Below are 14,208 nucleotides of genomic sequence, written 5' to 3' on the forward strand. Positions count from 1 at the left end.
GAATATTAATTGTTGAGTTAATTAATTCAAGGGCGGTTACAACGTCGGCCTTTGAGCACACCCGCGGCCGGTAGACATGTCATGGACGCTTGGCTATGCTGCGAGCGCCGGAGCGCGCCGCCTCCGGCACATCTTTTCAGCCCTTTCCCTTGTCGATGCCGTTCCCGCCACTTGCCACCGCCTCCTCGCGCCGACTGCTCCGTTTCCGTCGCTGGCTGGCCGCGCTGGCCTGGTGCGCCTGCGTGCCGGCGACGGCACAGCAAGCGGAGCCCGCCCCGGATCCGGCCGATGCGGAAAGCCCCTTTGCCTTCCACGGACAGTCCACCTATATCTGGCAGCGCAAGCCGGCCTTCGATGCGGCCTATTCCGGCCCGAACAGCCTTGGCACCGAACGGGCCAAAAGCTATTCCTTCAGCGCGACGCTGGACTTGGGACTGAAGCTGTGGCGCGGTGCGGAATTCCACTTCAACCCGGAGGTGACGCAAGGGGTACCGTTCTCCGGATTGCACGGCCTGGGCGGCTTGTCCAACGGCGAGCTCGGCAAGGCAGCCAGCACCAGCCCGGTGTTCTACCGGGCGCGCGCGTTTGTCCAGCAGACATGGGGCATGGGCGGCGGCAGCGAAACGCTGGAAGCGGACTTCAACCAGTTCGCGCGCACCGTCGACCGGCAGCGGGTGGTGCTGACGGCGGGCAATTTCGGCGTGCTCGATGTGTTCGACCAGAACGAGTTCGGTTCGGACCCGCGCACGCAGTTCATGAACTGGGCGTTCATGACGCACGGTGCGTTCGACTATCCGGCCGATGCGCGCGGCTATAGCTGGGGCCTGGCGCTGGAGTACATCGGCGACGGCTGGTCGGCGCGCATCGGGCGCTATTTGCAGCCGCTGGAGTCCAACGGGCTGGAGCTGGACACGCGCATGTTCCAGCACTACGGCGACATCATCGAACTGGAAAAGCGCTATGCGCTGGCGGGCCGCCCCGGCACCGCACGCCTGCTCTGGTTCCGCAACAAGGCGCGCATGGGCGCGTTCAACGATGCGATCCAGTTCGGCATCGCCACCAACACCACGCCCGACGTCGCCGACGTGCGGCGCGAGCACGCCAAGAGCGGCGTGGGCGTGACGCTGTTGCAGCAGGTCACCGATTCACTGGGGATGTTTGCGCGCGCCAGCTTGTCGGACGACAAGACCGAGACTTATGCCTTTACCGAGATCGGCCGGCAGGTGTCGGTGGGTGGCGTGCTGAAGGGCGATGCGTGGGCACGGGCGCGCGATGCGCTGGGCGTGGCGGTGGCGATCAATATGCTGGGGCCCCACCATCGCAACTACCTGGCCGCGGGCGGGCAGGGGGCATTCCTCGGGGACGGTGCGCTGCGCTATGGGCCGGAGCAGATCCTGGAGATCTACTACAGCTTCCAGCCGGTGAAGTACCTGAGCATCAGTCCGGATTTTCAGTTCGTGCGCAATCCGGGGTACAACCGCGATCGGGGGCCGGTGAAGTTTTTTGGGGTGCGCTTTCACGGGGAGTTTTGAGGGGTAGGGCGCTGGCATTCAGCGATATCTTCCCAACTCCTGCTGACCGGTTCCCTCTCCCGCTTGCGGGAGAGGGGAGCAAACCGGCAGGCGGTCAACGTCAGCCGTTACTGCCGCGCATTCCGCTTGTTATCCGGCCACGCCGTATTGAAGTTGGTCCGGAACGGATTGATATCCAGCCCGCCCCGCCGCGTATAACGCGCATACACCGCCAGCTTCACCGGCTTGCACTGGCGTATCACGTCCATGAAGATCCGCTCCACGCACTGCTCGTGGAACTCGTTGTGGTTGCGGAACGAGATCAGGTACTTCAGCAACCCTTCCTGGTTGATCGGTGCCCCCACATAGCGGATCTGCACGCTGCCCCAGTCCGGCTGCCCGGTCACCAGGCAATTGGACTTCAGCAAGTGCGACACCAGCGTTTCCTCCACCGGCGTTTCTTCCTGGTCGGCGCGCAGCAGCTCGGGCGCCGGCTCGTAGCGGTCCACCTCGATATCGAGCCGGTCCAGCAGCAGCCCGTCGAGTTCACCCATCTGCTGCTTGCCCAGGTCGGCCTCGGTCACCAGCCGCACCTGCACGGTACCGCCAGTGGCCTCGGACAGGTCATGGTGCAGCAGCTGCTGCAACGCCTCGGACGACGCGATCTTCGACTGGTTGAACGAGTTCAGGTAAAGCTTGAACGACTTGGACTCGATGATATTGGGCGTGTCCGACGGGATGATGAAGGTGGCCAGCGCCACCTGCGGCTTGCCCTTCAGGTTCAGCCACGACAGCTCGTACGCATTCCAGATATCGACGCCGAAGAACGGCACCGGTTTGCCTTCAGGCAGGCCGATCTCGGTGCGCTTGGGCTGGCGCGGGATCGGGAACAGCAGCGAGGCGTCGTATTCGGTCTTGTAGGCCGAGGGCTTGCCCAGCGGCGAATGTTCAGGGAGGCTCATGGGGCGCTCATCGGTCAGGACAGGAACAGCTTGTACACCGGGTTGTCCGTTTCGTCCCAGTGTACGTAACCCAGCGTCGAAAGGAAGGCGCGGAAGGCGCGCATCTCGTTCTTGGGCACCTGGATGCCGACCAGGATGTTGGAGGTGTCCGCGCCCTGGTTGCGGTAGTGGAACAGGCTGATGTTCCAGTTCGGGCTCATGCTCGACAGGAACTTCATCAGCGCGCCCGGCCGCTCCGGGAACTCGAAGCGGAACAGCAGTTCGTCATGCGCCAGCGGCGAGCGCCCGCCCACCATGTAGCGAATATGCTGCTTGGCCAGCTCGTCGTTGGACAGGTCGAGCGTGTCGAAGCCGTGCTTGCGGAAGCTGGCGGCGATCTTGTCGTTCTCCGCGCGGCTGGCGATCTGCACGCCGACGAAGATATGCGCCACGTTGGTATCGGCGATGCGGTAGTTGAACTCGGTGACGCTGCGCGTGCCCACCAGCTCGCAGAAGCGCTTGAAGCTGCCGCGCTCCTCGGGGATGGTCACGGCGAATACGCCTTCGCGCGCCTCGCCCACTTCGGCGCGCTCGGCGACGAAGCGCAGGCGATCGAAGTTCATGTTGGCGCCGCAGGCGATCGCCACCAGGTGCTTGCCCTTGAGCTTCTCGCGCTCGGCATAGGCCTTCAGGCCGGCCACGGCGAGCGCACCGGCCGGCTCCAGGATGCTGCGCGTGTCCTGGAACACGTCCTTCACGCCCGCGCAGATGGCGTCGGTATCGACCAGGATGATCTCGTCGACCAGCTCGCGCGTGATGCGGAAGGTTTCCTTGCCGACCAGCTTGACCGCGGTGCCGTCCGAGAACAGCCCCACTTCCTTCAGCTCGATGCGCTTGCCCGCGTCGATCGAGCGCTTCATTGCGTCCGAATCCACCGTCTGCACGCCGATCACCTTGATCTCCGGACGCACCGCCTTGATGTAGGCCGCGATGCCCGAGATCAGCCCGCCGCCGCCGATGGCGACAAAGACCGCATGGATCGGGCCCGGGTGCTGGCGCAGGATTTCCATGGCGATGGTGCCCTGGCCCGCGATCACTTCGGGATCGTCGAACGGGTGGATGAAGGTCAGCTTGTGCTTCTTCTCCAGCTCCGCGGCGTGGGTATAGGCGTCGCTGTACGACTCGCCGTGCAGCACGATCTCGACCCACTGGCCGCCGCGTTCGCGGACGGCGTCGATCTTCACCTGCGGTGTCGTCACCGGCATGGCGATGATCGCCTTGCATTGCAGCCGCGCCGCGGCCAGTGCCACGCCCTGCGCATGATTGCCCGCCGAGGCGGCGATCACGCCGCGCTTGAGCTCCTCCGGCGTGAGCGATGCCATCTTGTTGTACGCGCCACGCAGCTTGAAGGAGAACACCGGCTGGGTGTCCTCGCGCTTGAACCAGACCGAATTGCCGGTGCGCGCCGAGAGCTGGTGCGCATAGGTCAGCTCAGTCTCCTGCGCCACGTCATAGACCTTGGCGGTCAGGATCTTCTTCAAATAATCGGGTTGGGCGGCGGAGGCGGCGGACTTGCGGGTCATGGTGTCAGGGCAGAGGCCTTGGGGCGGCGAAAAGAAAGCGGCGCAAAAAAAAGGCGGAAATTCTGGCGGAAACCATCAATGATAAAGGATGGCGGCGTCTTCCACCCGACCCGGGCAACGCGCGCGCCGCCTGCGGTGCGTCGTCCGGGTCGGGTCCAGGGCGCTCTTTGTGTGCGTGACGGCGCACTCGTGTGGATGCGGGGTGGCGGGCCGCGGCCGGCTTGCCTGCGACTTGCATCCGCGCCGAGTTGCGCTCGCGCCATGTAGGACGGCGCCCGGTGGACGCATGCCAAAACGACGTGTTACGGTTTAACGCGATGCCTCACCTCCCGCTTATCGAACCCAATACCGCCCTGTTTCTCGACTTCGACGGCACGCTGGCCGACCTGGCCCCGCGTCCGGAACTGGTGCAGGTCGAACCCGAACTGGTCGGCACGCTACGCACGCTGTACCAGCGACTGGACGGCGCGCTGGCCGTCATCTCCGGACGGCCCGTGGTCGAACTGGATCACTTTCTGCAACCGCTGCGGCTGCCGGCCGCCGGCGTGCACGGCGCCGAATTCCGCACCGACGGCGGCATGGTGTCCAAGACGCCCGCGCCCGGGCTGGAACCGCTGATCCCCCACCTGGAAGCGCTGGTGCGCGCCTATCCCGCACTGATGCTGGAGCGCAAGTCGGTCGCCGTCGCCATCCACTACCGCCAGGCGCCCGAACTGGCCGGCGTGGTCGATGCCGCGGTCACCGACGTATTGCGCCATGCCGTCGGACTGGAGGCGCTGCCGGGCAAGATGGTGGTCGAGATCAAGCCCGCCGGCGTCGACAAGGGCGACGCCATCGCCGCATTCATGAAGGCGCCGCCGTTTGCCGAGCGCGTGCCGCTCTTTGCCGGCGACGACCTGACCGACGAGCCCGGCTTTGCCGCCGTGCGCAAGCTCGGTGGCCTGGGCGTGCTGGTGGGCCAGCGCCAGACGCTGGCCGGCACCAGCGTGGCCGGGCCAGCCGCGCTGCGCAGCTGGCTGCATCGCTCGGCCAGGGCACTTGACGACGCCGCACGCGCCGCCGGCAAGCCGGGCGCGGTGCCTCACACAACGACATCCTGAGGGAGTTATCGCTGTGACCAACAATACAAGCAGCCCGGGGGAACTGGGCAGGCAGCCGCGCGAAGGCGTGCACAAGACCGTGGATGGCGGCGGCCGATTTGCCAATCCGTCGCTGTCGCTTGGCATGATCGGCAACTGTTCGATCTCCGCGCTGGTGGACTGCCGCGGGCGCATCGTGTGGGCGTGCCTGCCACGCTTCGACGGCGATCCGGTGTTCAACGCGCTGCTGGACCCGAGCGAGAACGCCGGCCATTTCTCGATCGAGATCGAGGACTTCCACAGCGCCAGCCAGTGGTATGAGCCCAATACCGCGGTGCTGCGCACACGGCTGACGGACATCCACGGCAACTGCCTGGAGATCACCGACTTCGCGCCGCGCCTCTTCCGGCTCGGGCGCTTTTTCCGCCCGACTACGCTGATCCGGCGCATCCGCCCGGTGCGCGGCGCGCCGCGCGTGCGCGTGGCGGTGGCGCCGCGCTTCGAATGGGGCCGCAAGGCGCCCGAGATCACGCGCGGCAGTAGCCATGTGCGCTACATCGGCGAGTCCATGACGCTGCGCATGACCACCGACGCGCCGCTGGCCTACGTGCTGTCGCAGACGCCGTTCCTGGTGACGCGCGGGTACAACTTCATCCTCGGCCCGGACGAGACGCTGGCGCACGGCGTGGAAGAAACCGCACGCGATTTCGAGCAGGAGACCACCGCGTACTGGCGCCTGTGGAGCCGCCGGCTCGCGGTGCCGCGCGAATGGCAGGACGCGGTGATCCGCGCCGCCATCACGCTGAAGATGTCGCTGTACGAAGAGACCGGCGCCATTGTCGCCGCCATGACCACCAGCATCCCCGAAGCCCCGGGCAGCGGGCGCAACTGGGACTACCGCTTCTGCTGGCTGCGTGACGCCTTCTTTGTCGTGCGAGCGCTCAACAGCCTGTCTGAAGTCGGCACGATGGAGGATTACCTGCGCTGGCTGGCAAACGTGGTGATGCAGTCGCAGGACGGCCATATCCAGCCGCTGTACGGCATCGGCCTGGAGCGCGAGCTGCCCGAAAGCATGCTCGACCACCTGGCCGGCTACCGCGGCATGGGCCCGGTGCGCGTGGGCAACCAGGCGCAGGAGCACTTCCAGCACGATGTCTACGGCAACGTGGTGCTGGGCGCGGCGCAGGCCTTCCATGACCACCGGCTGCTGCACCGCGGCGGGGCGGCCGAATTCCACCGGCTGGAAGCGGTCGGCGAGCAGGCGGTCAAGGTGTTCGGCACGCCTGACGCCGGCATGTGGGAACTGCGCACCCGGGCGCGCGTGCATACCTCATCGGCGCTGATGAGCTGGGCCGCTTGCGACCGCCTGGCCAAGATCGCCGAGAAGCTGCAGATCGCGGCGCGTGCCGCCTACTGGCACGATCACGCCAACCGGATGAAGGAACGCATCCTGGCCGAATCGTGGAGCGAATCGCGCCAGTCCTTTGCCGAGAGCTTCGGCGGGCGCGAACTGGACGCCAGCGTGCTGTTGATGGCCGAGGTCAATTTCATCGACCCGCGCGACGAACGATTTATCGCCACTGTCAAGGCGCTGGAGACGTCGCTGTGCGACGGCCCGTACATGCGCCGCTACGAGGCGCCGGACGACTTCGGCAAGCCCGAGACCGCCTTCAACATCTGCACCTTCTGGCGCATCGACGCGCTGGCGCGCATCGGGCGGCGCGAGGAAGCGCGCGAGATCTTCGAGTCGATGCTCGCCGCGCGCAACCCGCTGGGCTTGCTGTCCGAGGACACGCACCCCGTGACCGGCGAGATGTGGGGCAACTTCCCGCAGACGTATTCGATGGTCGGCCTGATCAACGGCGCCATGCGGCTGTCGGCGCCGTGGGATTCGGTGATCTGATTCACGCAACCTGGCACGGCAACAAGAACAGAGGACTCCAGAAAGCAACATATGCCAAGACTTGTAGCGGTATCCAACCGGGTCGCCGATCCCCGCAACGTGGCAGCGGGCGGCCTTGCCGTCGCGCTCTCCGAGGCCTTGCGCCAGACCGGCGGCATGTGGTTCGGCTGGAGCGGCAAGGCGCTGGAAACCGCCCAGGGTGGCACCCCCGGCGAAGGCGACCTGCACCTGCAGCAAGCCGGCAATGTCACGCTGGCCACCGTCGACCTGAGCCGCGAAGACCATGACGCCTACTACCTGGGTTACAGCAACGGCGTATTGTGGCCGGTGTTCCACTACCGGCTCGACCTGGCGGATTTCGACTCCAACTTCCTAAACGGCTACCGGCGCGTGAACCAGCTGTTCGCGCGCAAGCTGGCGCCGCTGCTCGAGCCCGACGACGTCATCTGGATCCATGACTACCACCTGATCCCGCTGGCCTCCGAGCTGCGCGCGATCGGCTGTGGCCAGAAGATCGGCTTCTTCCTGCACGTACCGCTGCCGCCGCCGCTGATCCTGGCGGCCATCCCGCAGCATGAATGGCTGATGCGCGCGCTGTTCGCCTACGACCTGCTCGGCTTCCAGAGCCATGCCGACGTGGAGCACTTCTCGCGCTACGTCCAGGCCGAGGCCCAGGCCGAGCCCATGGGCGAGCATCGCTATCGCGCTTTCCACCGCACGGTGCGTGCGCAGGCCTTTCCGATCGGCATCGACGTCGACGAGTTCATGGAGCTGGGCCGCGGCGACGAGGCGAGGGAAACCTTCGAGATGATGTGCGCGCAATATGCGCGCCGCCGGTTGCTGCTGGGCATCGACCGGCTCGACTACTCCAAGGGGCTGCCGCACCGGCTCAAGGCGTTCTACCGGCTGCTGGCGGAATACCCCGAGAACCGCATGAGCGCGACGCTGGTGCAGATCGCCGCGCCCTCGCGCGAATCGGTCGACGCCTATGTCGACCTGCGCAGCGAGATGGAGCGCCTGAGCGGCGCCATCAACGGAGAGTTCGGTGAGCTCGACTGGATGCCGGTGCGCTATATCCATCGCACCACCGCGCGCAAGCGCTTGCCGGGCCTGTGCCGCGCCAGCCGGGTGGCACTGGTGACGCCCCTGCGCGACGGCATGAACCTGGTGGCCAAGGAATTCATCGCAGCGCAGGACCCGGAAGACCCGGGCGTGCTGGTGCTGTCGCGCTTTGCCGGCGCCGCCGAGCAGTTGCGCGAGGCGCTGCTGGTCAACCCCTACGACACGCGCGCCACCGCGCAGGCGATCCAGCAGGCGTTGCATATGCCGCTGGCCGAGCGCCAGCAGCGCCACCAGAAACTGCTGGAGCGCATCCGCGCGCAGGATGTGCACTGGTGGAGCCGTGAATTCCTGCGCGCACTGACGGAGACCGAAGGCGCCTGATCCTCCGGTCGGGGAGCAAGACCATGAGTGAAGACCTGGCAGCGCAATCGTGCACGCCTTGCCGCGGCGGGGTGCCGCCGCTGACGCCGGATGAAGCCGAGGGGTTACTGCAGCAGGCGCCTGGGTGGGACCTGGCGGATGGGGCGACCCGGCTGGAGCGGCGCTTTACCTTCGGTAATTTTGCGCAGGCGTTGGCGTTTGTGAACGGCGTCGGGCAACTGGCCGAGGCGCAAGGGCATCACCCGGAGATCAGCTTTGGCTGGGGGCATGCCACGGTGTCCTGGCGGACCAAGAAGATCAAGGGGCTGCACCGGAATGATTTCATCATGGCGGTGAAGACCAGTGAGATAGCGGCGGGGCAGGGCGGGGCGACGTAAGGCGCTTTGCGGCATTGCTTGCGCCGATTCGGCCTGAACCACCGCAGGCCGGTCCCCTCTCCCGCTTGCGTCGCTTGCGGGAGAGGGGAGCACACCGAGCGGGACGCATTGGGCTAGCGCAAATCCCCCGGCGTATCGATATCCCGAAACGCCCCATCATCGTCAGTCAGGATCCGCGTAACGGGCTTGTCCTTCAGCAACGCCCGCGCCCCCTCATCACCGTCCAGCTTCAGCAGTTCCTCGCGCCACGCAGCGCCAAAACCGACCGGATGCCCGCGCTGCCCGTTGCGCCAAGGCGCAGCGATGGTCTCCGGCGTGGTGATCGTCAGCGCCACTGCCCGGATGAGTTCCATCGGCAGCCAGGGCATATCGGCCAGCGCCACCACCCAGCCGCGCGCTTCGGGCGTTGCCGCCACCGCAGCCCGCAGCGCCGCACCCATGCCCGCGTCGGCGTCGGCGGATTCCAGCACGCGGCAGCCGCCGCGGCGCAGTTCCTCGGCCAGCGCCGGATTGCCCGGGCGAATGACCGCAATCGATTCCGGCAATGCCGCCGCCAGCGTGCGCGCACTGCGCCACGCTACCGTGCGTCCGCCGGGCAGCGTTTCCAGCAGCTTGTTGCGCTTGCCCGCCGCATCGAAACGGCGGCCGAATCCCGCGGCCAGCAGGATGCCGGTGGGCAGGTCGGTGCGGAGCAGCGGAGCGTTGGGGGTTGCGGTCATGGCGTCATGCTGTCCTCAGGTGGCCGGGCCGGGCGCGACTTCGCAGCTGCTGCCGGTGCTGGCTGCCATCTCGCGTGCGGCCTTGGCGCCTTCGACCTGCAGGATGTCGGGCAGCGACACATGGTTCTTGGCCGCGATCACTTCGGCCAGGATCGAGATCGCGATCTCCGGCGGCGTGCGGCTGCCGATGTAGATGCCTACCGGGCCGTGCAGCCGTGCGAGCTGCAACTCGGTCAGGTCGAATTCCTTGAGCCGTTCGCGCCGGGCCTGGTTGTTGCGGCGCGAGCCGAGCGCGCCGACATAGAAAGCCTTCGTGCGCAGCGCCTCCATCAACGCGAGGTCGTCCAGCTTGGGGTCGTGCGTCAACGCGATCACCGCGCAACGCTCATCCAGCTTCATGTCCATGACCGTGTCGTCCGGCATGGTGCGCACCATGGTGATGCCGGGGATGTCCCAGGTCTCGGTGTATTCCTCGCGCGGGTCGCACACGGTGACCTGGAAGCCAAGGCCCACGGCGATCTGGCACAGGTACTTGGAAAGCTGACCCGCGCCGATCACCAGCATGCGGTAGCGCGGGCCGTGGATGGTCAGCAGCGTCTTGCCGTCGAACACCAGCCCGTCGGTGGCGTTGGCCGGGCCCAGCGTGGCGGCGCCCGTCGCCATGTCGAGCGTGCGCGCTACCAGGCGGCCGTTCTCGACCGCGTCGAGCAGTTCGGCGATGCCGCTGGCCGGTGTCAGCGGCTCGGTCACAAGTTCGATGGTGCCGCCGCAAGGCAGGCCGAAACGGTGCGCTTCCTCGGCGCTGATGCCGTACTTGATCGCCTCGGGGTGGTCGGAGGTGATGCCCTGGCGGCGCACGCGGTCGATGATGTCGTCCTCGATGCAGCCGCCCGAGACCGAGCCCACCACCAGGCCGTCGTCGCGCACCGCCAGCATCGCGCCTTCAGGGCGGGGCGACGAGCCCCAGGTGCGTACTACCGTGACCAGCAGCACCCGGTGTCCCTGTTGCTGCCACTGCACACTGTTCTTCAGGACTTCGAGATCCACGCTCTCCATGATCGCTTCCGCTTCGGTTCCTCTGTCTGCTCATTCTCGCCGGCGGCTGCGGCGGGGGCGCCCTCGGCCGCTGGCGTGTCTTCTGTATGGTCCGGCGTCACCGCCTCGGTAAAGCGCGTAAAGAAGGTATCGGCCATCTTGCGCGCCGCGGCATCCACCAGCCGCGAACCGATCTGCGCCAGCTTGCCGCCCACGTGGGCGTCGACGGTGTAGCTCAGCACGGTCTCGTCACCGTCGGGCTCCAGCCGGACGCGGGCGGTGCCCTTGCCGAACCCGGCCGCGCCACCCTGGCCGTCGAAGCGGATGGTGTAGCTGTCCGGGGCCTGGATATCCTCCAGCGCCATGCGGCCCTTGAAGCGCGCCTTGACCGGCCCCACCGCGGCCGTCATGGCCAGCGCGTAGGCGTTGTCGCCGTCGGGCTCGATACTCTCACATCCCGGGATGCATTGCTTGAGCAGCTCGGTGTCGTTGAGCGCTTCCCATGCCACTTGCTGCGGCACCGGCAGGCGCTGGCTCTGGTTCATTTCCATGGCGGGGCTTCCTTGTCTGGCTTGGCGGGGGCGGCCCTGGGCGGGCCGCCATGATCGGACAGCAGGGTCTCCAGCGCGAGCAGGCTGTCCAGGTTATGCGCGGGGCGCAGCGCATCGACATGCGGCAGGATCGCCTGCACGCCGCGCGCCTGCGGGGTGAAGCCGGGGTAGCGCAGCAGCGGGTTGAGCCAGACGATGCGGTGCGCAAAGCGGCGCAGCCGCGCCATCTCGTCGCCCAGCATGTCAATCTGCTCGTGATCGAGGCCGTCGGTGACCAGCAGCACGGTGGCGCGCCCGGACAGCGTGCGGCGTGCCCAGTGGCGGTTGAAGCTCGCCAGCGCGGCGCCGATGCGGGTGCCGCCGGCCCAGTCGCGCACCTGGGCGGTGATGACCGCCACCGCTTCGTCCGGGTCGCGTTCGCGCAGCGAGCGCGTGATATTGGTCAGCCGCGTGCCGAACAGGAACACCGACAGCCGCTCGCGCGACTGCATCAGCGCATGGCAGAAGTACAGCACCGCGCGCGAGTACTGGCTCATCGAGCCGGAAATGTCGAGCAGCAGCACCACCGGCGGCTTGCGCTCGGCGTGCTTGCGGAATTTCCAGCGCAGCCACTCGCCATGCTGGCGCACCGCCAGGCGCGCGCTGGCGCGCAGGTCGGCATGGGTGCCGCAGGTGGCGGCGCGCAGCCGGCGTGTGCGCTGCAGTGCAAGATGGGCGCGGCGCGTGCGCACCAGGTGCTGCAGCGCGCGCCATTCCTGCGCGGTCAGGGTCTCGAAGTCGCGCTGGGCCAGCCGCTCCTGGTCGGAGAAGGTCAGCGGCACGTGGATACGCTCGGCCGCGGTCTGCGCAGGGCGCGACGGCGCCTCGGGCTGGCGCGCGGCGAGCGCGTCGGCCAGCCGGTTGCTGCGCTTCGGCGGCGGCGCGCCGGCATCGACGCGCGGCAGCAGCAGCGCGCGCAGCTTTCCTTCCCAGTCGGGATCACGCCAGAAGAGGTCGAAGGCGGCGTCGAACAGCGGGCGCTGGTCGGGGCCCGACAGCACCAGCGCGGCCAGCGCGGCGCGCACCTCGTCGCGGCGGCCGATATCGACATGGCGCAGCGCGCTCAGCGCCTCCACGGCGTGTGCCGGCGACAGCGCAAAGCCACCGTCGCGCAACAGCCGCATGAAGTGGGTGACGTTGCGCGCCAGCACGGGCAGGCCCGGCGGCGGGCCGCCGGGCCCCGTGGCAGCGTGCAGCGTGGCCACGGTTCAGCCTCCCGGCGTGGCGCCCACCAGCAAGTCGGCCACGGTGGGGCCGTCGGCGCGCGCCAGGTCGTCCTGGTACTTGAGCAGCACGCCCAGCGTGTCGCGCACCGACTGCGGGTCGAGCTCGGTCACGCCCAGCGCGGCCAGCGCGCGGCACCAGTCGATGGCCTCGGCGATGCCGGGCGCCTTGAACAGGTCGATGCCACGCAGCCGGTGCACGAAGTCGATCGCCTGCGCCTGCAGCGCGGCGGCGGCCTCGGGCGCGCGCGCGGCGACGATCTGCAGTTCGCGGTCGCGCTCGGGGTAGCCCATCCACTGGTACAGGCAGCGGCGCTTGAGCGCGTCGTGCACTTCGCGCGTGCGGTTGGAAGTGATCACGATCAGCGGCGGGCGCTCGGCGCGGATCACGCCGATCTCCGGGATCGAGACCTGGAATTCGGACAGCACTTCGAGCAGGAAGGCTTCGAACGGTTCGTCGGCGCGGTCGATCTCGTCGATCAGCAGCACGCGCGGGACTTCCGGTGCGACAGGGTCGGGCAGCAGCGATTCCAGCAGCGGGCGCTTGAGCAGGTAGTCATCGTGGTACAGCGACTGCGCCTCGGGACGTTCGCCGCGCGCCTCGGCCAGGCGCAGCGCCATGATCTGGCGCGGGTAGTCCCACTCATACAGCGCGCTGGCGGCATCGAGCCCTTCATAGCATTGCAGCCGCAGCAGCCGGGTGCCGAGCACGCCCGCCATCGCCTGCGCCAGCGCGGTCTTGCCGACGCCGGGCTCGCCTTCGAGGAACAGCGGGCGCTGCATGCGCAGCGCGAGGTAGAGCACCGTGGCGGTTTCGCGGTCGGCGTAGTACTGCTGGCGTTCGAGCTGGGCGAGGGTGTCGTCGATGGAGGTGGGGAGCATGATTACTATGCCTGGGCGCTCACTACGCCTGGCGGTTTGCTCCCCTCTCCCGCGGTGCGGGAAAGGGGAGACCACAGTCGGGAGAGATAAAGTCCACTAGCCCTTCACCGCCTCCTCCACCGCCCTTGCCGCCAGTACCGGAATCAAATGCGCCCGGTACTGCGCCGACGCATGCAGGTCCGTATTCAGCGACGACGCATCGATCTTCACGCCGCGCGCCGCCTGAGCGCTGAAATCACCGGCAAGCGCCTGCTCCAGCGGCTGGCAGCGGAACACGCTGTCACCCGCCCCAGTGACCGCCACGCGCACCGCATTCCCGGTACGCGCCACCATCACCCCCACCAGCGCAAAGCGCGAAGCCGGATTGCGGAACTTGACGTACGCAGCCTGATCGGGGATCGGGAAGCGCACCGCGGTGATCAGCTCATCCGGTTCCAGCGCGGTTTCATATAGGCCCTTGAAGAAGTCATCAGCCGCGATGGTGCGGCGGTCGGTGACCACGGTCGCGCCCAGACCCAGCACACCCGCGGGATAGCAGGCCGCAGGATCGTCGTTGGCCAGCGCGCCACCCAGCGTGCCCATCGCGCGCACCTGGCGATCACCGATGCCGCCCGCCAGTGCCGCCAGCGCCGGTATGCGCTGGCGCACCTCGGCATTGGCTTCCACATCGGCATGGCGCGCCGCCGCGCCGACCACGATCTCGTTGTTCTCGACGCGGATCTCGGCCATGCCGGGAATGCGCACCACGTCCACCAGCACCGAGGGCGAGGCCAGCCGCAGCTTCATCGCGGCCAGCAGGCTCTGGCCGCCGCCGAGGAACTTGGCGTCAGGGTCGGCCTTGAGCCTGGCCACCGCCGCCTTGGCATCCGCGGCACGTTCAAACTGGAATGTGTACATGTCGGTTTCCTTTCCGGTTCGTCGG

At 67.6% G+C, this 14,208-nt stretch carries 13 protein-coding genes; 5 read left to right on the plus strand and 8 right to left on the minus strand.

The window, feature by feature from the left end; all coding sequences use genetic code 11:
• The first annotated feature begins 155 nt into the window (after nt 1-155).
• Nucleotides 156-1,532, plus strand: coding sequence for a carbohydrate porin (locus K307_RS27775; protein ID WP_155301396.1), 1,377 nt, complete (start codon nt 156-158; stop codon nt 1,530-1,532).
• Between the two features lie 107 nt (nt 1,533-1,639).
• On the opposite strand, the gene queF is transcribed toward K307_RS27775, so the two are convergent.
• Nucleotides 1,640-2,473, minus strand: a complete 834-nt coding sequence (queF, locus tag K307_RS27780; RefSeq protein ID WP_042884021.1) for an NADPH-dependent 7-cyano-7-deazaguanine reductase QueF — start codon at nt 2,471-2,473, stop codon at nt 1,640-1,642.
• 14 nt (nt 2,474-2,487) lie between these two features.
• Complete coding sequence (gene ilvA / locus K307_RS27785; RefSeq protein ID WP_042884023.1) at nt 2,488-4,035, minus strand: threonine ammonia-lyase, biosynthetic; 1,548 nt, start codon at nt 4,033-4,035, stop codon at nt 2,488-2,490.
• Between the two features lie 317 nt (nt 4,036-4,352).
• On the opposite strand from ilvA, the gene otsB reads away from it, so the two are divergent.
• The 4 genes from otsB (at nt 4,353) to K307_RS27805 (ending at nt 8,837) form a co-directional block, all read left to right on the plus strand.
• Complete coding sequence (gene otsB / locus K307_RS27790; RefSeq protein WP_042884024.1) at nt 4,353-5,135, plus strand: trehalose-phosphatase; 783 nt, start codon at nt 4,353-4,355, stop codon at nt 5,133-5,135.
• Between the two features lie 67 nt (nt 5,136-5,202).
• Nucleotides 5,203-7,017 (plus strand): glycoside hydrolase family 15 protein, encoded by a 1,815-nt coding sequence (locus K307_RS27795; RefSeq protein ID WP_196251671.1) that lies wholly within the window; start codon nt 5,203-5,205, stop codon nt 7,015-7,017.
• A 51-nt stretch (nt 7,018-7,068) separates the two neighbouring features.
• A complete protein-coding gene (gene otsA / locus K307_RS27800; RefSeq protein WP_042884026.1) occupies nt 7,069-8,460 on the plus strand; it encodes an alpha,alpha-trehalose-phosphate synthase (UDP-forming) in 1,392 nt (463 codons plus the stop codon).
• 23 nt (nt 8,461-8,483) lie between these two features.
• A complete protein-coding gene (locus tag K307_RS27805) occupies nt 8,484-8,837 on the plus strand; it encodes a 4a-hydroxytetrahydrobiopterin dehydratase (protein WP_042884028.1) in 354 nt (117 codons plus the stop codon).
• Between the two features lie 113 nt (nt 8,838-8,950).
• Here K307_RS27805 and K307_RS27810 read toward each other — a convergent pair whose 3' ends face one another.
• From K307_RS27810 to K307_RS27835, 6 genes are all read right to left on the minus strand, one after another.
• Nucleotides 8,951-9,556: a nucleotidyltransferase family protein gene (locus K307_RS27810; protein ID WP_042884029.1), complete on the minus strand. Its 606-nt coding sequence runs from the start codon at nt 9,554-9,556 to the stop codon at nt 8,951-8,953.
• A 15-nt stretch (nt 9,557-9,571) separates the two neighbouring features.
• The gene (locus K307_RS27815) at nt 9,572-10,612 is read right to left on the minus strand and encodes an XdhC family protein (protein ID WP_042884031.1); all 1,041 of its coding nucleotides are present in this window, start codon (nt 10,610-10,612) and stop codon (nt 9,572-9,574) included.
• On the minus strand, nt 10,585-11,142 hold the full coding sequence (locus K307_RS27820; protein ID WP_042884032.1) for a CoxG family protein: 558 nt from the start codon (nt 11,140-11,142) through the stop codon (nt 10,585-10,587). Before K307_RS27820 ends, K307_RS27815 begins: the two co-directional genes overlap by 28 nt.
• Entirely contained in the window at nt 11,133-12,386 is a 1,254-nt protein-coding gene (locus K307_RS27825) for a vWA domain-containing protein (protein ID WP_042884033.1), read from the minus strand. The genes K307_RS27820 and K307_RS27825 overlap by 10 nt, the downstream gene beginning before the upstream one ends.
• A 3-nt stretch (nt 12,387-12,389) precedes the next feature.
• Entirely contained in the window at nt 12,390-13,286 is an 897-nt protein-coding gene (locus K307_RS27830) for an AAA family ATPase (protein ID WP_042884035.1), read from the minus strand.
• 96 nt (nt 13,287-13,382) lie between these two features.
• Nucleotides 13,383-14,183, minus strand: a complete 801-nt coding sequence (locus K307_RS27835; RefSeq protein ID WP_042884036.1) for an FAD binding domain-containing protein — start codon at nt 14,181-14,183, stop codon at nt 13,383-13,385.
• Between the last annotated feature and the right edge of the window lie 25 nt (nt 14,184-14,208).

It is taken from the genome of Cupriavidus necator A5-1, from assembly GCF_000744095.1.
Lineage (GTDB): Bacteria > Pseudomonadota > Gammaproteobacteria > Burkholderiales > Burkholderiaceae > Cupriavidus > Cupriavidus necator_A.

Excerpts from the sequence above, each read along its gene's own strand:
- K307_RS27775 (WP_155301396.1), top strand. The coding sequence starts at position 156 with ATGCCGTTCCCGCCACTTGCCACCGCCTCCTCGCGCCGACTGCTCCGT.
- queF (WP_042884021.1), bottom strand. The coding sequence starts at position 2,473 with ATGAGCCTCCCTGAACATTCGCCGCTGGGCAAGCCCTCGGCCTACAAG.
- K307_RS27830 (WP_042884035.1), bottom strand. The coding sequence starts at position 13,286 with ATGCTCCCCACCTCCATCGACGACACCCTCGCCCAGCTCGAACGCCAG.
- otsB (WP_042884024.1), top strand. The coding sequence starts at position 4,353 with ATGCCTCACCTCCCGCTTATCGAACCCAATACCGCCCTGTTTCTCGAC.
- ilvA (WP_042884023.1), bottom strand. The coding sequence starts at position 4,035 with ATGACCCGCAAGTCCGCCGCCTCCGCCGCCCAACCCGATTATTTGAAG.
- K307_RS27815 (WP_042884031.1), bottom strand. The coding sequence starts at position 10,612 with ATGGAGAGCGTGGATCTCGAAGTCCTGAAGAACAGTGTGCAGTGGCAG.
- K307_RS27810 (WP_042884029.1), bottom strand. The coding sequence starts at position 9,556 with ATGACCGCAACCCCCAACGCTCCGCTGCTCCGCACCGACCTGCCCACC.
- otsA (WP_042884026.1), top strand. The coding sequence starts at position 7,069 with ATGCCAAGACTTGTAGCGGTATCCAACCGGGTCGCCGATCCCCGCAAC.
- K307_RS27805 (WP_042884028.1), top strand. The coding sequence starts at position 8,484 with ATGAGTGAAGACCTGGCAGCGCAATCGTGCACGCCTTGCCGCGGCGGG.
- K307_RS27820 (WP_042884032.1), bottom strand. The coding sequence starts at position 11,142 with ATGGAAATGAACCAGAGCCAGCGCCTGCCGGTGCCGCAGCAAGTGGCA.
- K307_RS27835 (WP_042884036.1), bottom strand. The coding sequence starts at position 14,183 with ATGTACACATTCCAGTTTGAACGTGCCGCGGATGCCAAGGCGGCGGTG.